This is a genomic window from Mesorhizobium sp. M4B.F.Ca.ET.203.01.1.1 (assembly GCF_004791025.1).
Taxonomy (GTDB): Bacteria; Pseudomonadota; Alphaproteobacteria; order Rhizobiales; family Rhizobiaceae; genus Mesorhizobium; species Mesorhizobium abyssinicae.
In genome coordinates this window covers 420125-438853 of the sequence record NZ_SRUO01000001.1, presented here as the reverse complement: position 1 = coordinate 438853, position 18729 = coordinate 420125, and the positions used below count along the sequence as shown (strand labels likewise).

The 18729-nt window shown below is 65.3% G+C and carries 19 protein-coding genes; 4 read left to right on the top strand and 15 right to left on the bottom strand.

Going from position 1 to position 18729, the window contains the following annotated elements; genetic code table 11:
* Positions 1–4: 4 nt before the first annotated feature.
* Positions 5–937, bottom strand: a complete 933-nt coding sequence (locus EN846_RS02045) for a LysR family transcriptional regulator (RefSeq protein ID WP_127391424.1) — start codon at positions 935–937, stop codon at positions 5–7.
* A gap of 159 nt (positions 938–1096) precedes the next feature.
* On the opposite strand from EN846_RS02045, the gene EN846_RS02040 reads away from it, so the two are divergent.
* Positions 1097–2089: an NmrA/HSCARG family protein gene (locus EN846_RS02040; RefSeq protein ID WP_127391425.1), complete on the top strand. Its 993-nt coding sequence runs from the start codon at positions 1097–1099 to the stop codon at positions 2087–2089.
* A 23-nt stretch (positions 2090–2112) separates the two neighbouring features.
* On the opposite strand, the gene EN846_RS02035 is transcribed toward EN846_RS02040, so the two are convergent.
* Both EN846_RS02035 and EN846_RS02030 read right to left on the bottom strand, forming a co-directional pair.
* Positions 2113–2820 (bottom strand): metallophosphoesterase family protein, encoded by a 708-nt coding sequence (locus tag EN846_RS02035; protein WP_245493416.1) that lies wholly within the window; start codon positions 2818–2820, stop codon positions 2113–2115.
* Positions 2821–3126: 306 nt separating this feature from the next.
* Positions 3127–5034, bottom strand: a complete 1908-nt coding sequence (locus EN846_RS02030) for a propionyl-CoA synthetase (protein ID WP_127391427.1) — start codon at positions 5032–5034, stop codon at positions 3127–3129.
* A 1304-nt stretch (positions 5035–6338) separates the two neighbouring features.
* Between EN846_RS02030 and EN846_RS02025 the strand changes: the two genes are divergently transcribed.
* From EN846_RS02025 to EN846_RS02015, 3 genes are read left to right on the top strand one after another with little or no spacing between them, the layout of a single operon-like run.
* On the top strand, positions 6339–6626 hold the full coding sequence (locus tag EN846_RS02025) for a PqqD family protein (RefSeq protein ID WP_127309337.1): 288 nt from the start codon (positions 6339–6341) through the stop codon (positions 6624–6626).
* Positions 6626–7060 (top strand): lasso peptide biosynthesis B2 protein, encoded by a 435-nt coding sequence (locus tag EN846_RS02020; RefSeq protein ID WP_127284769.1) that lies wholly within the window; start codon positions 6626–6628, stop codon positions 7058–7060. Before EN846_RS02025 ends, EN846_RS02020 begins: the two co-directional genes overlap by 1 nt.
* Positions 7057–8037: a serine kinase gene (locus tag EN846_RS02015; protein WP_127391428.1), complete on the top strand. Its 981-nt coding sequence runs from the start codon at positions 7057–7059 to the stop codon at positions 8035–8037. The genes EN846_RS02020 and EN846_RS02015 overlap by 4 nt, the downstream gene beginning before the upstream one ends.
* Position 8038: 1 nt before the next feature.
* Here EN846_RS02015 and EN846_RS02010 read toward each other — a convergent pair whose 3' ends face one another.
* From EN846_RS02010 to EN846_RS01955, 12 genes are all read right to left on the bottom strand, one after another.
* Positions 8039–9055, bottom strand: coding sequence for a formyltransferase family protein (locus EN846_RS02010; protein WP_127391429.1), 1017 nt, complete (start codon positions 9053–9055; stop codon positions 8039–8041).
* Positions 9048–10067 carry a nucleotidyltransferase family protein gene (locus tag EN846_RS02005; RefSeq protein WP_128272506.1) on the bottom strand — a complete coding sequence of 340 codons (1020 nt, stop codon included), beginning with the start codon at positions 10065–10067 and terminating at the stop codon, positions 9048–9050. Before EN846_RS02005 ends, EN846_RS02010 begins: the two co-directional genes overlap by 8 nt.
* A gap of 130 nt (positions 10068–10197) precedes the next feature.
* Positions 10198–11184 carry a dihydroxyacetone kinase subunit DhaK gene (gene dhaK, locus EN846_RS02000; protein WP_127284759.1) on the bottom strand — a complete coding sequence of 329 codons (987 nt, stop codon included), beginning with the start codon at positions 11182–11184 and terminating at the stop codon, positions 10198–10200.
* 77 nt (positions 11185–11261) lie between these two features.
* Positions 11262–11693 carry a hypothetical protein gene (locus EN846_RS01995; RefSeq protein ID WP_127284758.1) on the bottom strand — a complete coding sequence of 144 codons (432 nt, stop codon included), beginning with the start codon at positions 11691–11693 and terminating at the stop codon, positions 11262–11264.
* A 7-nt stretch (positions 11694–11700) separates the two neighbouring features.
* Positions 11701–13275: a phosphoenolpyruvate--protein phosphotransferase gene (gene ptsP / locus EN846_RS01990; RefSeq protein WP_189379769.1), complete on the bottom strand. Its 1575-nt coding sequence runs from the start codon at positions 13273–13275 to the stop codon at positions 11701–11703.
* Positions 13276–13316: 41 nt separating this feature from the next.
* Entirely contained in the window at positions 13317–13619 is a 303-nt protein-coding gene (locus tag EN846_RS01985) for an HPr family phosphocarrier protein (protein WP_127287337.1), read from the bottom strand.
* A gap of 19 nt (positions 13620–13638) precedes the next feature.
* Complete coding sequence (dhaM, locus tag EN846_RS01980; protein ID WP_127287338.1) at positions 13639–14028, bottom strand: dihydroxyacetone kinase phosphoryl donor subunit DhaM; 390 nt, start codon at positions 14026–14028, stop codon at positions 13639–13641.
* A complete protein-coding gene (dhaL, locus tag EN846_RS01975; protein WP_127287339.1) occupies positions 14025–14627 on the bottom strand; it encodes a dihydroxyacetone kinase subunit DhaL in 603 nt (200 codons plus the stop codon). Before dhaL ends, dhaM begins: the two co-directional genes overlap by 4 nt.
* A 10-nt stretch (positions 14628–14637) precedes the next feature.
* The gene (locus tag EN846_RS01970) at positions 14638–16281 is read right to left on the bottom strand and encodes a dihydroxyacetone kinase subunit DhaK (RefSeq protein WP_135898895.1); all 1644 of its coding nucleotides are present in this window, start codon (positions 16279–16281) and stop codon (positions 14638–14640) included.
* A 65-nt stretch (positions 16282–16346) separates the two neighbouring features.
* Positions 16347–17360 carry an ABC transporter ATP-binding protein gene (locus EN846_RS01965; RefSeq protein ID WP_127393950.1) on the bottom strand — a complete coding sequence of 338 codons (1014 nt, stop codon included), beginning with the start codon at positions 17358–17360 and terminating at the stop codon, positions 16347–16349.
* Positions 17353–18459: an ABC transporter ATP-binding protein gene (locus tag EN846_RS01960; protein WP_127286268.1), complete on the bottom strand. Its 1107-nt coding sequence runs from the start codon at positions 18457–18459 to the stop codon at positions 17353–17355. Before EN846_RS01960 ends, EN846_RS01965 begins: the two co-directional genes overlap by 8 nt.
* 4 nt (positions 18460–18463) lie before the next feature.
* Positions 18464–18667, bottom strand: coding sequence for a hypothetical protein (locus EN846_RS01955; RefSeq protein WP_127311618.1), 204 nt, complete (start codon positions 18665–18667; stop codon positions 18464–18466).
* Between the last annotated feature and the right edge of the window lie 62 nt (positions 18668–18729).

The following is an 18729-nucleotide window of genomic DNA, read 5'->3' as shown; positions in this document are numbered from 1 at the left end:
CGGTCTAGTTGGAACCGTGGCGCGCCCGAGACGCGGATTCATGCGCGACAAGCGAGACTACGGTCTCACGGATCCAGCGCTGGCCGCTGTGTCCATGGCTGCGCTCATGCCACACCATTCCCACCGCAAAGCCTTCAACGGGAAACGGACAGTCCATCACGTCAAGCTTGTCCGTGGAATCACGCACCAGCCGTTCCGGGACCAGCGCGACGAAGTCCGAGCGAGACACGATCTCGGGGACGAACAGGAACGAAGCCGCGGAGAGCACGACATTACGCTTGTGTCCGAGAGCGGCCAAAGCACTGTCTACCGGTGTCGCGAAGCCGCCGCCTTCCAGGGACACGACCACGTGCTCCAACTCGGCAAATTCAGCGACCGTGATTCCTTCCCGCAGCCGCGGATGCTTCTTGCGGCCGATAAGCACGTAGCGCTCATCGAATAGATGTCGAGCGCGAAGACCTTGCGGGGCCTCCTGCGGCGTCATCAGTGCCAAATCCACATCACCGCGCGCCATCTGCGCTTCCAATTGCGGCAGGTCCAGATTGCGTATCGCAACGCGAACGCCCGGTGCTAGCGTCCTGAGCTCCACGACAAGCGGCCTGACGATCGCAGCTTGCAGATAGTCCGTACAGGCAATCGCGAAGATCAGCCTGGCCTTCGCCGGATTGAAGTTCCGATGCGAGCTGACCGTGGCGCGAACTTGATCAAGGGTTTGGCGCAACGGGTCGAGCAGTTCCATTGCTTTGGCCGTCGGCGTCATCCCTCGCTGGGCGGGAATCAGCAGTTGGTCGTCGAACTCTTGTCTGAGGCGGTTCAACTGGGCGCTTACCGCTGGCTGGCTCAGATGCAGTCGGGCAGCCGCCTTCGTGACGTTGCGCTCGATCAGCAGCGTCTCCAGCGTAACCAACAGATTGAGATCAAGGCGTTTGGTATCCATGGAATGGATAGTAGCCGATCACTTATGCGATTTCAAAAATACGTAGAATCGTCCGAGACTCTTGCTGAGCCAAACGTCGCGGCACGCTTTTCGGCGGCCAGGCGTGGTCGTTTGTCCGGGGCCGAAGCAATTTCGCCCTCAAGCCGGGATATAATCAGCATGAGCCAGATCGATACCTCCAAACCTCTAATCACAGTTGTCGGGGCCTCGAGCAAGCAGGGTCGCAGCGTCGCCAAGTCCCTGCTCGACAGTGGACGCTACCGCGTGCGCGCCCTGACTCGCCGTCTCGACAGCCAACCAGCGCAAGCCTTGGCGAAGAAGGGGGCCGAGGTCGTGGTGGCGCCCCTGGAACTCGGCCGGCAGGCCGAACTGACCGAAGCGCTGAAAGGTTCGGCCGGGGCGTTCTTGATGACGCCGCCGATCGTCAAGGTGCCGCCGGCGGAACCCGAACTCGACCTCGGAAAGGAGTTGGCCGACGCGGCAGTGGCCGCTGGTGTCGAACACGCGGTTTTCAGCGGGCTCGAAAATGTCGAAGCGATCACCGGCGGCACCAAGTGGGCACCGCATTTCACGGACAAGGCAAAGGTAGAGGATTACATCCGCAGCTTACCCATTCGCAGCTCGTTTGTATACTTGGCGTTTTATTACACCAACTTCCTGGAATACTACGTGCCGCAAGGTGTGGAGGACGGCATAGATTTCGCCATATACTTGCCTCCGGACGTCCCCGTGCCGTTCTGCGACCCGCTCACTGCGGCCGGTCCAGCGGTGCGCGAGATCTTCGATCACCCCGCGCGATACGCCGGGGAGGCGCTGCCCGTGATCGGCGAGTTTATCTCGGCGCAGCAAATGGTGGACACGTTTGTGCGCGTCACCGGCAAGCGCGCGCGCTACGCCTCTGCATACTCGCGCGAAGACTTGTTGCGCCATTTTCCGGGTTTCGCCGGCAACGAGCATCTGGTGCGCGAATTGGTGGGCATGGTCGAATATGCCGTCGAATATGGCTACTACGCTCCCGGGCGCGATCTGACCTGGAGTCGGAAGATCGATCCGAATGCGCTGACCTGGGAACAGTTCCTCAAGCGCAGCAAATGGCAGGGCGACTTGCTGTCCTATGGCGCCGCCGCCGAGGCCGAGCTTGCGCCGATCTGAGAGCGGCGACGCTGTGCTCTTCCTTAACTCGCCGAAGACAGCAGCTTGCCGTGCTTGCCGACGATCCTGACCGCGGTCAGCCGGCCGCTCCGGAAGGCGCCGGTATCGATGCCGAGCCGGTGCCCTTCGAACTTCGGCGCCTCGACGATCGTGTGGCCATGCACCACCCAGCGGTCGAGGAGGTGAGCCTGCTCGAAGAACTCCGTGCGGATGTTGAGCAGGTCGTCCTCGTCCTGGTCAACGAGGTCGATGCCGGGCCTGATGCCGGCGTGGACGAAGACGAATTTCCGCGAGCAGACCATCACCGGCAGTGTGCGCATGAAGGAGACATGGCTGGCGGGAATGGCTTCGCGGATGCGCCGGTCGACCTCGTCGCTTGAGCCGTAGAGGTCAGAGAGCCGCGCCGGGTCGACTCCGTAGGAATAGAGGGTCTCCAACCCGCCGATCGCCAGCCACAGCTCGCGCGACAGATGGCCGTCGAGATAGCCGAGCATCGCGACCTCGTGGTTTCCCGCCAGGCAGACGCGCAGGAAACCTTTCGGCGCCGGCGCGACGAGATGATCGAGCACGCGCTTCGAGTTCGGGCCGCGGTCGACATAGTCGCCGAGCATGATGATGATCTTGCGGCCGCGAAAGGGCAGCGCATCGAGCAGGATCTTCTGCTCCAGCGACCGCAATTCGTTGTAGCAGCCGTGCACGTCGCCGATTGCATAGACGACCGTGTCCTGCATATCCATTTCCAGGCGGTCGCGCGGCGCGGTCCGGGGTCGTCTCGATCGCTGGAACAGGCTCACGGATTGAGGCTCGATGCTCGCTAGGGGTCTATCCCAGTTTCAGGGAGCATGTCACACGGCACGCATGAAGCCTCGATATCATGCTCGGCCGGAATTTCCATACCGGCGCGAACATTACTCGTTCGTTAATTCAGGCATGGGGAACCGGCAGTTAAGCCGTCTTGAGCCTCGCTGTCATCGGCCGGCAATCGCCCTTTGCGCCTGGCCTGGTCCCCCGCAGTTGCAGGCGATGATGCAGGCCGGCTAAACCCCGATGCCGCGCCCCTTCAGCGCCGCGCTGATCTCGTCGAGGATGACGGGGTCGTCGATGGTCGCCGGCATCGTCCATTCCTCCTTGTCGGCGATCTTCTGCATGGTGCCGCGCAGGATCTTGCCGGAGCGGGTCTTGGGCAGGCGCTTGATCGTCACCACCGTCTTGAAGGCGGCGACCGGGCCTATGCGCTCGCGCACCAGTCCCACCACCTCGCTTTCAATGAGGGCGGTATCGCGCGAAACGCCGGCGTTGAGCACGACGAAGCCGAGCGGCACCTGGCCTTTCATGGCGTCGGCGATGCCGATGACGGCGCATTCGGCGACGTCGGGATGCGCGGCAAGCACTTCCTCCATCGCGCCGGTCGACAGTCGGTGGCCGGCGACGTTGATGATGTCGTCGGTGCGGGCCATGACATAGAGGTAGCCGTCCTCGTCGAGCATGCCGGCGTCGGCCGTCTTGTAGAAGCCGGGGAACTCCTCGAGATAGGCCTGACGGAAACGGCCGTCGGCGTTCCACAGCGTCGGCAGGCAGCCGGCCGGCAGCGGCAGCTTGACCACGACATTGCCCAGCGTGCCGCGCGCCACTTCGTGGCCGGCATCGTCGAGCACGCGGATGTCGTAGCCCGGCATCGGTACCCCGGGCGAACCGTATTTGACCGGCAAGAGCCCCAGACCGGCCGGATTGATGGTCATCGGCGACCCCGTCTCGGTCTGCCACCAGTGGTCGATGACCGGCACGGCGAGCTTCTGCTCGGCCCATTTGATGGTTTCCGGATCGGCGCGCTCGCCAGCGAGGAACAGCGTGCGGAATTTCGACAAATCGTATTTCGGCACGAACTCGCCGCGCGGGTCCTGCCCCTTGATGGCGCGGAACGCCGTCGGCGCGGTGAACAGCGCCACCACGCCATGCTGCGATATCACTCGCCAGTAGGTGCCGGCGTCCGGCGTGCCGATCGGCTTGCCTTCGAAAAGTATGCTGGTCGCGCCATGCAGCAGCGGGCCGTAGACGATGTAGGAGTGGCCGACCACCCAGCCGACATCGGAGGCCGCCCAGAACACCTCGCCCGGCTTGACGCCGAACTCGTTCTCCATCGTCCATTTCAAGGCGACCATGTGGCCGCCATTGTCGCGCACGATGCCCTTCGGCTGGCCGGTCGTGCCCGATGTGTAGATGATGTAGAGCGGGTCGGTGGCCAGCACCGGAACGCAGTCGACATTGGCGCCGGCGGCCCGCTCGCGCGCAACCGCGTCGGCATAGTCGATGTCGTAGTGGTCCTTCAGCTCGCAGCGCAGCTGCTCGCGCTGCAGGATCAGGCACGCATCGGGCTTATGCCTGGACATCTCGATCGCTTTGTCGAGCAGCGGCTTGTAGGGCACGACACGGCCGGGCTCGAGCCCGCAGGATGCCGAGATGATCAGCTTCGGCTTGGCGTCGTCGATGCGGGTGGCAAGCTCATGCGAGGCAAACCCGCCGAAGACCACCGAATGCACGGCGCCGATGCGCGAGCAGGCGAGCATGGCGATGGCCGCCTCCGCCACCATCGGCATGTAGATGATGACGCGGTCGCCCTTGCCGATGCCCCGGTTCTTCAGCACCGAGGCAAGCGCGACCACCTCGCGCTTGAGTTCGGCATAGGTGTATTTCCGGATCGTGCCGGTGATCGCGCTGTCATGGATCAGCGCCACCTGGTCGGCGCGGCCGCCGGCGACATGGCGGTCGATGGCGTTGAAGCAGGTGTTACAGGTCGCGCCGGTGAACCAGCGGCCATAGACGCCGGCGTCGGCGTCGAAGACGCGTTCGGCCGGTGAATACCAGTCGATCTCCTTGGCCGCCTCGGCCCAGAACCTTACGGGGTCGCGGCTCCAGCTCTCATAGACCTCGTGGTAGCGTGACGCCATCCAGCTTCCTCCCCGGAAAATTTGCCACCCCCAAATAGCCTATGCCCTTCCGGCCGGCCATGTCTTCCCCGAATTTCGTCGATGGCCGATCTCGCCTTGGCGGCAGATATCCAGGCCCATGGCATGCAGAAAGGGCGATCATATACTGGACAAACCCGTGCTCGATGTTGTGATTGGTCTATCCTTTCATCGGGGCGCATGGTGGCCTTGGGTCAATCGCGGCCTGCGGATCGCAAAGAGTAATGCCACAGGACCCCATTCGAATTGATCAGTTTTGGGATAAGAACCCATTGGCAATGCCATGGATGGAGCAATTCCTTCCAGTAGATCGTATGTGGCAAGATGCATTTGTCACGGTTATAGGTATAATTGTTGTTGGTTGTATAGGCGCTACGGTCATATATCTATTCTTCCAAAAAAACGTAGTGGCTGGGATAATCTGCGTATTGCCCGCAGGGGCTCTCTTGGCAAGCTTTAACAATAGAATGGCTCGTGCGCAGCGCAAATTCTTCCAGGCCAAAAGAGATGAGGGAAGAAATGGCAACGCCAATGATGCGACTGGCTCAAGCGGCCCCGTCGCGGAGAGGTAGCCCCAACCGCAGAACGTGGGTTGGTGAAAGATATGATCGCCGCCGAAAGCGGCTCGCTGGCTGCGCGATCGGGCCGCTCGGCCGTGTATTGGGCATAGGGGATGCGTGCTCCGCTTCAGCCAGGGCTTCGAAGGTCGCGACCGGCGGCTTCATCGCGGTAGCAGGCCAGACGCTGAACAGCGCCGGCCCGGCCGGGGCAGGCAAACCCTGGCGACGGTGCCACGGCACCGTTCCTCACTATCGGCACTGTTTGCCGGCTTAAAGCGGCAAGGCCGCGAGCATCAACCCGACGCCGCCGGCGATCAGTATCGCTGCCGCAAGTGCTTTCCGATGGCGTTCGAACGCCGTCGGAGCCCGATCCCAATTGTAACGCATACTCGTCACCCTTTCCCCAAACCCCGGCGATTCCATAGCTTACTTAGGGGAAAGAAGGCAACACCCCCGGTTTTTGCCAGCTTGCCGGGCAATGGCGTTCATTGTCAGTTGCGGCCGTCGGTCGTATCCGGGGTCGCCATGAAGAGGTCTACCAAAGGGCGGTGTGGAGCAAGCGCGAAAAGCTGTCCGCCGTGACCGCTGCGCCGCAACCCTCACGCGCGTGATTTTCCTCGCCAACCGGGCCGCAGCCCGTCGCGGGCAGGCCGTCAGAGCAATGGACAGCACCGCCTAGCCGCGCTAATGGCTCTCCAGCATTTTTGCATGGACTGGAGATGGCCCATGGTCGAAATCGCATCTGAGATGGTTCTGCGGCTGGCCGACGACGCCTCGGTGCAGCATGTCGGCGATGGCGCCGTCGTGCTTCTGGCGCGCAGCGGCCAGCTCTATACTTGCAACGGCACCACCGAAGCCTTTCTCGACAAGGTCGACGGCGCGCGCAGCCTCGACCAGATCGTCGATCTGCTTTCCGACGAGTTCGAGGTCGACAAGGATATGCTCGACCAGGACATGGCGGCGCTTGCCGCGGAACTGGTGGCGGAAGGCATCCTCGCCGACCCCGGTGCATGATGGCTGACGGGCCGCTGCTGCGGGCGTTGTTTCGCGCCCATCTGTGGGCCAGCGCGCGGCTGATGCCGGCCCTCGTCGGCAAGCGCGACTTCGAAGCGGTGCTGAAATGGGCGCCGCTGACATCGCCGACTCCCTATCGCGGCCTGCCGTCCGCCTACATCGTCGCCAGCGTCAACCGCGCGGTCAGGCATCCCTGGCTGATGCGCGACCGCAGATGCCTGAGGGAGGGCCTGCTTGCCCATCGCTTCCTGCGTCTCGCCGGCTTCGATCCGGACCTGCGCTTCGGCGTCGATCCGCAATCGCTGCATGCGCCGCGCCTGTCGGCGCATTGCTGGGTCTGCCTCGAGGGCCGGCCGGTGGTCAGCGACAGCCTTCCCGGTATGGTCGAAATCTACCGCCATCATGCCGAGCCCGGAAAGGCGCGCGCCGCTTGACCGCTTCCGTCAGCTACGCCCTCAACGGTCAGGTCGTCGGCATATCGGCCGAACGCGCCGAGCTCTGGCGCGATCTCGACCGGATGCTCTCGGGCCTGAGCGCCACCGAACCCGTCGATGCCGGCTTTCGCATCGACATCGTCGAGACACCGACGCTGCCCGAGACGCCTGAGGGAACGCTTGCTTTCGACGGCGAAGTGCCCGAGGACGGCCATTGCCGGATGATCGATGGCGGCGACATCGTCCACCTGGTCTTTCCCGGCCGGCAGACGATTTCCATCCATGCCGGCCAGCGCCGGGCCGAAATCCGCACCGGCCCGGGCGTCAGGGTCACCTGGACGGCGTGGATGCTGGTGCTGGATGCCGCGCTCGACGCCAGTGGGCAGTATATGCTGCACACCGCCGGCCTGACGCTGCCGGGCAGCGATGCCGTGGTCCTCATCCACGCGCCGAGCGGCACCGGCAAGACCACGACATCGCTGGCGCTGGCCTCGCAAGGCTTTGGCCTCTGCGCCGACGACTCCATGATCCTCGACGTGGCGCCGGACAAGGCCGTTGCCTGGGGCCTGCCTCGCCATGTGAAGATCCACCGCAAGACGGCCGAACTTGTCCCGCTCGTCTTGCCCTGCCTCGGCCCCTCCTGGGACCGCAATGGCGAACAGGCCGTGTCGCTCGAGCGCCTCGGCGAGATATTGCGCGTCGAAAGCATTGTCGCCAGGCCGGTCTCGGCGCTGCTGCATCTTGCCCGCTCCGCCGATGGCGAGAGCAGGCTTCATCCCATGGCCAGGACCGACGCCATGGTCGCGCTGGCCGCCGACAATGTCAGGACCGGCATGACCGGCCTGCTGCAGGTGCAGAAAAACCGGCTGGCGACGATCGCCAGGCTGGTCACCACAGTGCCGACCTTCACCCTGGAGGTTGGCGCGCGGCCGGCCGATGCGGCGCGATTGATCCAGTCCACCCTGTCCGCGGCCTGAATCAGCGCGATCCTTCGGTCCGCTCCCCAAAGCGGCGTATTTCAAAGAACCGCTGGCCGAGCCGGACCCGGCCGAACGCGCGTTGCCAGCGCGTCAGCTGCCGCGCGAAGCCGCTATAGGCAAGATGCGCGACGCGGCCGTCGGCGCAATCGAATTCGATCATGCCCCACCGCCTCGCCGGCGGTTCGCCTGTCGCCGGTCCGAGCCGGCGGATCGGGTGCGCCAGCCGGGCGAGCTTGCCGTCTATCGGCACATAGAGGGCGACGGCGCGCCCGACGACGCGCCAGATCTTGGCGACATGGGCGCTCGACCATTGACTGCCGACCACTACCGGCGTGCGGCCGACTTGCGCCCAGGTGAAGGTGCCCTCCGGCTGCGGCATGCCTTCGAGCACGCCGGCGCTGTGATCGGGCGCGGCTTCCGCCACCAGCATTTTCATTCCGCTGGCCAGCGCCCGCGACAGTGTCGCCGTCGACTGCCAATCTCCGGGAGAAAACGCGATCTGGGCCAGGATGTCGCCCTCGTCGAAGCCGGACGTCATCTTGTGCAGACTGACCCCGCCATGCGTCTCATCTTGCCCATCGAGGACGAGCCGCGCGATCGGATGCGGGCCCTTGTAGTTGGGCAGCAGCGCCGGATGCAGGTTCAGCCCGCCCTTCGCGAACAGCTTCAGCACGGTCTTCGGAATAAGGGTAGGAAACCCGAAAGTGATGAGGACGTCCGCGTTGAAACCGGCGAGGCGTTGGCACAGTGCCGCCCAGTCATGCGGGCGGCCGAATTCGATCAGCGGCACTTCGGCGCGAACGAGATGCTGCCTAAGCACAAGCCTGCGCCTCCAGCGTCGCCGCCATGTGCCGAAGCTCGACTGTTTGCCGGGCCGCGGTCCAGGCACGACGATCGCGGCGATGCGGTGGCCCTTCTCCAGCCAGCCGGCGAGCATCGGGGCGGTGATCGGCGTGATTTCGATGATGAACACGGCCGAGATCGGCTTGTCCGGGGCTGCTGCGTGATCAGGCACGATACGGCCTCGGCCTCGCCAGCCGCTGGATCCAGCGGAATGCGTCGCGACGAAGCCGCGAGCGCATCTTGTCCCTGGAATTGACGCCGAGCAGGGTCTCGCGGGTGATCAGCCGCCTGGCCAGCCGGATGCCGAGATCAGGCTTGATCCGGTCGGCCAGGTCGAGCGCGCGCGCCTCGTCGAAAAGCCGGCCGGTCACGTCGAGCACCGTCGCCAGTTCGAGTTCGATGCCGGTCATGCGCGCGGCCTCCAGCAACTGTGCTTCCGCTTCCGGTGATGGCAAAGCCCGCACGCCCTGCAGCACGTCGACGCAAAGCTGCAGCCGGTGGAACTTGTGTCCGCCGGCGGCATGCACGATGGCGATGGTCAGCAGCGCCGCCGGCGTGTCGGTCCCGGCGCCGTCGATGGCCTGCAATTCGCGAAAACCCAGCGACAGCCGCCGCCGCATGCCGGAATCATGCACCAGATTGCCGTGCAGTTCGATCAGCAGGCTCGAATTCTCCTTTTCCAGCCATTTGAACTCCTGCAAATCGTGTGACTGGGCTTCGCCGCTGTGGAGCTCGAAGCCGGAGGCCGCGATCACCTGATTGGCGTCGTTGATGCTGGCCGGCTCGACCAGGATGTCGATGTCGGTGAACGGCCGATCCGAGACATGTTTGTAGAGCTTGCGCGCGAAGACCGGACCCTTGACGATCCGCGCTGGGATGTCCTTCGCCGCCAGCGCCTTCATGATGCGCTCGCCATGATATTGCAGCAGCATGGACTGGCCGGTGACCAGCGTCGATGCCTCGCGCAGTTCGGTCAATCTCGCTTGCAGGGCCGGATCTTGCGGCAGATGCGCATCGCCTGCTTCCCGAAGCTTGCGCAGCATGATCGGCAGAACGCCGTGGAATTCGGCATTGTCGAGCAGGGCCAGCAGGGTTCCCGCCGCCGGAACCACGGCCATGCGCGCCTCCGGATCGGCGTAGTTCAGCAGCAGTTTTTCGTCGGCAGGCGCAAGTGGTGGCAGCATCAACCCGTTCGGTGTTGCGCGATGGAGGACTTGTGTCGCCAATATGGTTGCAGAAAAGCACCATGGAAACCAGTGCGACGGCAACGAACCTCACGCCTGATTTGACTTGGCGAAGAGGTATCCCTCGAGGCTACATCCCCCAGCGCAGCGCCGCCGTATGCACCGGCGCGTCCCACAGGGTCGTCATCTCGTCGTCGAGCATGGTCAGCGTGATCGAGCAGCCGGCCATGTCGAGCGACGTGGCATAAGACCCGACCAGCGAGCGGGCAACGCTCACACCGCTTGTCTCGAAGATCCTGCGGGCGCTGTTGTACATCAAATAGAGCTCCATCGACGGCGTGCCGCCGAAGCCGTTGACGAACAGCAGCGCCGGCCCTCTGGCGCGGCCGCTGAGATCGCCTGTTATCGCCGCGCAGATTTCCTCGGCGATGGCGTCGGCGCTCTTCAGGGCGTCGCGCCGCCGGCCGGGCTCGCCATGGATGCCGACACCGAATTCCATCTCGCCGTCGCCGATCTCGAAGGTCGGCTTGCCCGCCGCCGGCACGGTGCAACTGGTCAGCGCCACGCCCATCGAGCGCGTCGCGCCGTTGACGCGCTCGCCGAGCGCCTTGAGCTCCTTCAGCGCCATGCCTTGCTCGGCCGCCGCGCCGACGATCTTTTCCACCACCAGCGTGCCGGCGACGCCGCGCCGGCCGGTGGTGTAGGACGAGTTCTCGACCGCGACGTCGTCATTGGTCACTACCTGCAGCACGCCTTCCGACATTTCGGCCGCCATGTCGAAGTTCATCACGTCGCCTTCATAGTTCTTGACGATGAACAGGCAGCCTGCGCCGGTGTCGACCGCCCCGGCCGCCGCCAGCATCTGGTCGGGCGTCGGCGAGGTGAACACCTGTCCGGGGCAGGCCGCGTCCAGCATGCCGTGGCCGACCAGCCCGCCATGCAGCGGCTCGTGGCCCGAGCCGCCGCCCGAGATCAGCGCCACCTTGCCCGGCTTCAGCGCCCTCCGGCGGACGAACTTGTGCTCATCACCCAGCACAAGGATATCCGAATGGGCGGCGACGAAGCCGTCGAGGCTCTCGGTCAGCACCGTGTCCACCGCATTGATGAATTTCTTCATGGCTGTCCTCCCGGAACAGTCTCGTATTTTTATGCAATTCCGAACGGAAAACCGCTGCTTTTCCTGGAATTGCCTGGTTAGCCGCTGCCCTTGCCGGCGATGCTGGTGATCTTCTGGATGAAGTCGTTGATCGCCCGGTCGAGCGCCGCATTCTGTTTGTCGTCGCCGAAATCCGGCACGATGAGCGAGACATGGCGCGTCTTGCGCAGGCCGGAGGCCGCCGACATCTTGCCCGGATGTGCCTGGTGATAGGCGGCGAGGAACTGGTCGCGCTCGGCAGGGCTGAAATGGCAGACGGAAAAGATCGAAGGCAGATGCTTTGACGGGATCGGGATCGAATAGGCCGGGCTGGAGATCTGGGTGACGAAGCTGCGATGCTTGCCGAGCGCGTCCGCCAGCCGCTGGCGCATGCCGGACGGCCGCTGGTCGATGACGTGCGACAGGATCGTCTTGTAGGCGCGGATCGCCTCTTCCGAGCCGGCTTCGGGTATCTTCTCCGCCTCGGCCATGCCGCGCCTAGACCGGGACTTCCGCAATGGCCGCTTTCGCCATTGCGAGTTGGGCTGGGGCGACCGAGAGGTCGCGCAGGCCGGTTTCGAGCAGCGCCGGGATGGCGGCCGGATCGCCGCCGGCATCACCGCACAGGCTGACCGGGATCTCCGTCTCGCGTCCGAAGCGCACCACCGCTTCCATCAACCTAAGAACCGCCGGATGCCGAACCGAGTTGAGGTAGGTGACGGCGGCATTGTCTCGGGCCGCCGCCATCACATATTGCGTCAGGTCGTTGGAGCCGATCGAGAAGAAGGCGACGTTTGCGAAAGCTTCCGGCGCAATCGCCACAGAAGGCACCTCGACCATGATGCCGAGCGGCGGCATCGTGTGCGCGACGCCGCGCGCGGCAAGCCCGGCTTGCTCCTCTGCGAACAGCGCGGCGGCCTGGCTGTATTCCTCGGGCGTGGCGATCATCGGAAACATGACCTTCAGATTGCCGTGGATGGCGGCGCGCAGCAATGCCCTGATCTGCACCCGGAAAATGTCGCGCCGCTTGAGCGACAGCCGGATGCCGCGCAGGCCGAGAAAAGGGTTGGTCTCCTCGACGGTGAAGCCGGCAAGCGGCTTGTCGCCGCCGGCGTCGACGGTGCGGATGGTCACCGGCTTGTCGCCTGCCCATTCCAGCACCTTGCGGTAGGCATTATACTGCGTCTCCTCGTCGGGAAGCGTCTTGCCGAACAGGAACTCCGTCCGCATCAGCCCGACGCCGTCGCAGGTCGAGATGTCGATGCCGTCGACATCGGAAGGGTTGGCGATGTTGACCTGCACGCGCACGGCGGTGCCCGCCTTGGTCACCGCCGGCCGGGTCAGGAAAGACTGCGCCGCGCCCTGGCGCGCGGCGAAGGCGGACGATGATTGCCGGAAGGCGTCGATCTCGGCCGGTGAGGGCGAGAGCACCATCCCGCCATGCTCGGCATCGAGCAACGCCATGCCTGCGAGGCTGCCCGGGAAGGTGCCGAGCCCGACCACCATTGGCACGCCGCGCGCACGCGCCAGCATGGCGACATGGCTGGCGGTGCTGCCGGCCCTGAGCGCGATGCCGCCACCGGCGCTCCAGTCGATTTCGAGGAAGCGCGTCGGCGCGACGTCCTCGCCATGGAAGATGGCGCCGAGGGGTGCCGTGGGTTCGCCGTCCTCGCTCAGCGCACGCAAGACCTGGTCGCGTATGTCGCGCAGATCAGCGGCGCGTGCGCGGAAATAGTCCTGGTCTGACGCGTCGTAGCCGGCGATTTCGGCGTCGAGCGCCGCCCGCCATGCGACATCGGCGGCCTGGTCGGCGCCGATCGAGGCGAAGGCCGGCGCGCTCAGCGCATCGTCCTGCAGCATGGCGATATGGAATTCCAGGATGTCGGCGGCATCGCCGTCGGCGGTTTCGATCATTGCGCTGAGCCGGCTTACCGCCTTGCCGATCGCGGTCTCCAGCGCCGCAATCTCCTCCGCCGCGCTCGACTTGCTTGTGTAGGCGGCAGGCGGCCGGTCGAGATCGAACAGCGGCCCTTCGGCATAGCCGGCGGAAGCCGGGATACCCTCAATGCGCATCGTCCGCATTCCTTGCGGCCGGACGGACATGCAAGTCGGTCTCAAGCGGACCGGGCATGGTCCGCATCCTCGTCGAAATCGCGCTGCACCAGGTCGACCAGCGCGTCGACCGCCTCGCTCGCGCGGTCGCCCTTGGCCCGGATGTGCAGCAGCGTTCCCTTAGGCGCCTTGGCCGCCATCACCTTGACGATGCTCTTGGCGTCGAACCAGGGGCCGTTGGCGGCGACGGCAACCTCGACCTCGGCCGCGAACGATTTGGCGAGCTTGGTGAACTTCACCGAAGGGCGCGCGTGCAGACCCACGGTGTGGGTGATCAGGACGGTGGCTTCGGCGGATGCGGACATTCAGTCGGTTCCCGTTCATTCACGACGGCGACAATTCATGCGCCGTCGCCACCACTTCCTTGAGCGAGGCGCCGCCGGACGCTTCCGTCGCCGCCATCACCGCGCCCTCGACGATCGGCGCGTTGCAGACCACGATCTTATGCGAGCGCGGCTCGCCGATCATCTCGACCGCCATCTCTGAGTTAGTCTCGGCGCCGCCGAGATCGACGAGGATGGCGACGCCTGCCTCCGACCATGCCTTTTCGATCGCGCCCATGATCGCCTCGACGCTGGTGCCGAGCCCGCCATGGCCGTTTCCGCCGCACCATGCAAGCGGCACTTCGTCACCCACCATCTGGCGCACCATGTCGGCTGTGCCCTCGGCGACCAGCGGCGAATGCGACACGATGACGATACCGACATTGCTCATTGGTGGTCCTCGACGGCTTCAGCGATTGCGCGCACCAGCAGCGCGGTCGAGCGCGCCCCGGCGTCCATATGCCCGATCGAGCGGTCGCCCAGGAAGGAGGCCCGCCCGCGCAACGCCTTCATCGGCACCGTGGCGTCCGCCGCCTTGTCGGCGGCATTGGCGATCTCCTTGCCGGTCCTGCCTTGCGCCAGCGCCTCATACACCGGCTGCAGCACGTCGAGCATGGTTTTTTGTCCCGGCTGCGATTTGCCGCGCGCCGCAACCGCCTCGATCGCCTTGCCCAGAGCCGCCGTCAGCCCGTCGCGGTCCGGCGCCGCCGGCAATTCCTTGCCCAGCGCCATGAACAGCGTGCCGAACAAGGGGCCGGAGGCGCCACCGACCGTCATCACCAGCTTGGTGCCGACCGCCTTCAACGCGTCGGGCAGCGGCTTTGCTGCGAAAGCGTCCGCCTCGGCGCGCACGGCCTCAAAACCGCGCTTCATGTTGAGGCCATGGTCGCCGTCGCCGATCGCCTGGTCGAGCGCGGTTAGTTCTTCGGCATGCGCCGCGATCGTGTCCGCCGCCGCCGCGATCAAGCTGGAGAAATCGGATGCGGCCATTGCCTGTCCTTCAAGCCGGGGCGAACATGGCGGCAACGGCCGCGAACACTTCCGCTACAGCAAAGGCACCGGGATCGGCGACGCCGTCAAGCTGCCGGCCGATATAGGCGGAGCGTCCGGCCTTGGCCTTGCGCATCGCGGCCGTGGCCTCCGCGCCATGCCGCGCGGCCGTCGCGGCTGCTTCCAGCCCGCCCGTATCGAGCGCCTTGAGCGCCGGCTCCAGCGCATCGACCATGGTGCGGTCGCCGACCTTGGCGCCGCCGTAGAAGGTCATCCGGTCGAGGCCGGCGAGCAGCGCCTTGGGCAGAGTCGCGCCAAAACCCAAAGTCTGCGCCGCTGCGGTGAAGAAGATCGACAAAAGCACACCGCTCGAACCGCCCATCGCGGTCCCCAGCGTATCGCCAATTGCCGCCAGCGTTGCCGCCCGGTCGGCAAGCGGCAGCGTGTCGAGACGCTCGAGCACGCTGCGCGCGCCGGTCGCCACCGTCGACCCGGTATCGCCGTCGCCGGCCTTGGCGTCTAGCCCGTTCAAGGGCTCCTCCAGCGAGATCAGCTTCTCACAAACGACGGTGATCAACCGCTCCGCGGCGGCGTCGCGACTCGGCGCCTTCGCGGTGGCGTGAACCGCCGGCTTGGCCGCCGCCACGACGAGCGGCTGGCGGACCGGCTTCGCCGGCAGCCAGGCATGCGGACCGACCGGCGCCAGCAGCGCCGCCTCGCGTTCGGCATCCAGCCTGATCAGCGACAGCGAGAAGCCGTTCATGTTGAGCGCGGTCATCAGATGGCCGGGACCGATCGTCAGCGTCACCGCCTTCGCCAGCGGCGAGGCGAGCACCGCATTGGCGATCAGCGACATTTCGAGCGGCGGCACCGATCCGAGATTGTTGATCAGGAGCGCGTAGCGGCTGCCGGCATCGAGCCGCGCGGCGAGGCGCTCGGCCATGATGGCGACGAGTGAGCTGGCGCTCTGCAAGGCGATGCGCTCGACGCCCGGCTCGCCATGGATGCCGAGGCCGAGCTCGCCGTCTTCGGCGCCGAAGCGGTCTTCATGCGCCTGTCCGGGGATCGAGCAGGAGGAGAGCGAGATGCCGAGCGAAAAAATGTCCTTTGCCGCCGCCCGCGCTGCCGCCGCTACCGACACCAGGTCACGGCCGGTTTCGGAAAGATGCCCGGCTATCTTGTGGACGAACAGCGTGCCGGCGACGCCGCGTGGCTGCGCGATGTCGGGCAGCGCGATGTCGTCGCCGACGATCACCATCTCGACCGCAAAGCCTTCGACGCGCGCCTTCTCGGCGGCGAGGCCGAAATTGAGCCGGTCGCCGGTGTAGTTCTTGACGATCAGCAGGCAGCCGGCCGGGCCGGTCATGGCGCGGATCGCCGCCAGCACCGCCTCGACGCTCGGCGAGGCGAAGACCTCGCCGGAGACTGCCGCCGTCAGCATGCCGGCGCCGACGAAGCCGGCATGCGACGGCTCATGCCCGGCGCCGCCGCCGGAAACCACGCTGACCTTGGTCTTGTCCCAGTCGGCGCGCAGCACGACCTTGATCTCCGGATAGCCGTCGAGGCGCGCCAGCGTGCCGGAGCCCGCGGTGGCGAGAAAGCCGTCCAGCGCTTCGGTGACGATCGAGTCCTTGCGGTTGAAAAAGTGCTTCATGGATTTCGTCCAGTCCGTATCTGCGGTCGTCAATAGGTGTTTGGCGAATGTTGCGATCGAGCCAGCTACGTCAGCCGCTGTCCGTCCGAACCGAAATAAAGCGGCATGCGATAGCGGATCGTCACCAGATCTCCCCTCTCGAGCGGCGTGTCGGGATCGGTCAGCGTGACCAGTTTCTTCGGCCCGACCGTCACATGCAGATGGTTTTGGTCGCCGAGATGCTCGACCCAGTCGACGACGCCGTCGCCATGGCCGTTCGCCGCCTTCTCGATCGACAGGTGTTCGGTGCGGGCGCCGATCGTCCTGGTACCGGTTGGCGCGCCGCCATCCGGCAGCAGCCCTGCAGGCAGAAGGTTGATCGCCGGCTGGCCGAGGCGGGCGGCGACATGAAGGTTTGCCGGCTCGGAGTAGATGGCACGCGGCGTGCCGATCTGCACCAACTCTCCTTCCGAGAGGATGCCGATGCGGTCGGCCATGGTCATCGCCTCGATCTGGTCGTGCGTGACATAGAGCATGGTGGCGCCGAGTTCGGACTGGATGCGCTTCAGCTCGAGCCTGAGATCCGCGCGCAGCTTGGCGTCGAGCGAAGACAGCGGCTCGTCCATCAGATAGATGGACGGCTTGCGCACCAGCGCCCGGCCGATAGCGACGCGCTGCATCTCGCCGCCGGAGAGCTTGGTCGAGCGGTTGTCGAGCTTGTGGTGGATGCGCACCAGCCTCGCCACCTCCTCGACGCGGCGTCGCACCGCGTCCTCGCTGAGCTTGCGGGCCGGCGAGCGCAGCGGGAAGGCGAGGTTGTCGAAGACCGAGAGGTGCGGATAGAGCGAATATTGCTGGAAGACGAAGGCCGTGTCGCGCTCGGCCGGAGACAGCACCGTGGCGTCGCGGCCAGCGATGTGGATCGTGCCGCTGTCCGGCCGCTCCAGCCCGGCGACCAGCCTGAGCGTCGTCGTCTTGCCGGCGCCGGTCGGGCCGAGCAGCACGACGAACTCGCCGTCCTTGATCTGCAGGTCGAGATTGTCGACGGCGACGGTCTCGCCAAAACTCTTGCTCACGCCCTTGATGTGCACGTCAGCCATGGCGCGCCTCCGCTGCCTTGTCATACATGGCGGTCTTCACCGCGCGGCCGGAGCCCTTCTCGAACAGCGACAGCCTGGCGCTGCTGAGCGACAGGCCGACCGGCTCGCCCGAATTGAGCCGGATCTCGGCCGGCACCCGCGCCTTGATGATGCCGTCCGCCGTCTCCACCGCCACGATCTGCGTGGTACCGAGATATTCGGTGCCGTAGATGGCGCCGCGCAATTTCGAGGCGTCGTCAAAGCGGATGTGCTCGGGACGGATGCCCAGCGCCATGTCGGCGGGTGCGATGTCCTCGCGCACCTCCGGCACGGTGACCTTGGCGCCCTGCACGAGAATCTCCTTCGCGCCCTTGGCAAGTCCGCCGCCGAACCTGAGGAAATTCATCGGCGGCGAGCCGATGAACTCGGCGACGTACATCGTCGCCGGGCGGTCGTAGATCTCGCGCGGGGTTCCGAACTGCTCGATGATGCCGTGGTTCATGACGGCGATCTTGTCGGCCATCGACATCGCTTCCATCTGGTCGTGCGTGACGTAGACAGTGGTGGCGTGGATGCGGCTGTGCAGCTCGCGCAGTTCATGCACCATCAGATCGCGGAACTCGGTATCGAGGGTGCCGAGCGGCTCGTCCATCAGGAAACATTTCGGCCGCCGCACGATGGCGCGCCCGAGCGCGACGCGCTGGCGGTCGCCGCCGGCAAGGCCGGAGACCGATTTGTTGAGCAAATGATCGATGCGAAGCAGCTTCGCCGTCTCCTCCACCCGCTGGCGGATCTCGGCCGACGGCATGCCTTGCGCCAAGAGCGGGAAGCCGATGTTCTTGCGCACATTCATGTGCGGGTAGAGCGCGAACAGCTGGAAGACGAAGGCGATGTCGCGCTCCCGCGCCCGGCGCATGGTGACGTCCTCGCCGCCGAGCAGGATCTTGCCGCCGGTCGGCAACTCCAGCCCGGCGATCATGCGCAAGGTCGTGGTCTTGCCGCAGCCGGACGGCCCCAGCATGACGAAGAACTCGCCGTCCTCGACGACGAAGTTGGAATCCTGCACGGCGACGAAATCGCCGAAGGCTTTCCTGAGATTTTGGACGCGGATTTCGGCCATCGTCCTACTCCGGGAATTTCGAGACGATGATGAACATCAAGGTGCCTGCAAGCATGGTGATGAAGGAATAGGTGTAGAGCGACAGCGCGAAGGGCTGGAACAACATCAGGAAGCCGATGGCGATGATCGCCGTGGCGATATTCTCCAGCATGCCGCGCCGCGCCCAGCGGGGCCATGAGGAGCGCTTGGAGACAACAGTGCGGCTCATGCGTTCCTCCCGTCGTTCTCCCCGTGCAAGGGGAGAGATGGTTGCCAGGTGGTTCCCCCACT

Coding starts and splice junctions, on each gene's coding strand:
- dhaM (WP_127287338.1), bottom strand. CDS start 14,028: ATGAGCAATGTCGGTATCGTCATCGTGTCGCATTCGCCGCTGGTCGCC.
- EN846_RS02030 (WP_127391427.1), bottom strand. CDS start 5,034: ATGGCGTCACGCTACCACGAGGTCTATGAGAGCTGGAGCCGCGACCCC.
- dhaK (WP_127284759.1), bottom strand. CDS start 11,184: ATGAAGAAATTCATCAATGCGGTGGACACGGTGCTGACCGAGAGCCTC.
- EN846_RS01965 (WP_127393950.1), bottom strand. CDS start 17,360: ATGGCTGACGTGCACATCAAGGGCGTGAGCAAGAGTTTTGGCGAGACC.
- EN846_RS02045 (WP_127391424.1), bottom strand. CDS start 937: ATGGATACCAAACGCCTTGATCTCAATCTGTTGGTTACGCTGGAGACG.
- EN846_RS02040 (WP_127391425.1), top strand. CDS start 1,097: ATGAGCCAGATCGATACCTCCAAACCTCTAATCACAGTTGTCGGGGCC.
- EN846_RS02005 (WP_128272506.1), bottom strand. CDS start 10,067: ATGCTGCCACCACTTGCGCCTGCCGACGAAAAACTGCTGCTGAACTAC.
- EN846_RS02020 (WP_127284769.1), top strand. CDS start 6,626: ATGGCTGACGGGCCGCTGCTGCGGGCGTTGTTTCGCGCCCATCTGTGG.
- ptsP (WP_189379769.1), bottom strand. CDS start 13,275: ATGCGCATTGAGGGTATCCCGGCTTCCGCCGGCTATGCCGAAGGGCCG.
- EN846_RS02025 (WP_127309337.1), top strand. CDS start 6,339: ATGGTCGAAATCGCATCTGAGATGGTTCTGCGGCTGGCCGACGACGCC.
- dhaL (WP_127287339.1), bottom strand. CDS start 14,627: ATGGCCGCATCCGATTTCTCCAGCTTGATCGCGGCGGCGGCGGACACG.
- EN846_RS01970 (WP_135898895.1), bottom strand. CDS start 16,281: ATGAAGCACTTTTTCAACCGCAAGGACTCGATCGTCACCGAAGCGCTG.
- EN846_RS01985 (WP_127287337.1), bottom strand. CDS start 13,619: ATGTCCGCATCCGCCGAAGCCACCGTCCTGATCACCCACACCGTGGGT.
- EN846_RS01995 (WP_127284758.1), bottom strand. CDS start 11,693: ATGGCCGAGGCGGAGAAGATACCCGAAGCCGGCTCGGAAGAGGCGATC.
- EN846_RS01960 (WP_127286268.1), bottom strand. CDS start 18,459: ATGGCCGAAATCCGCGTCCAAAATCTCAGGAAAGCCTTCGGCGATTTC.
- EN846_RS02035 (WP_245493416.1), bottom strand. CDS start 2,820: ATGCAGGACACGGTCGTCTATGCAATCGGCGACGTGCACGGCTGCTAC.
- EN846_RS01955 (WP_127311618.1), bottom strand. CDS start 18,667: ATGAGCCGCACTGTTGTCTCCAAGCGCTCCTCATGGCCCCGCTGGGCG.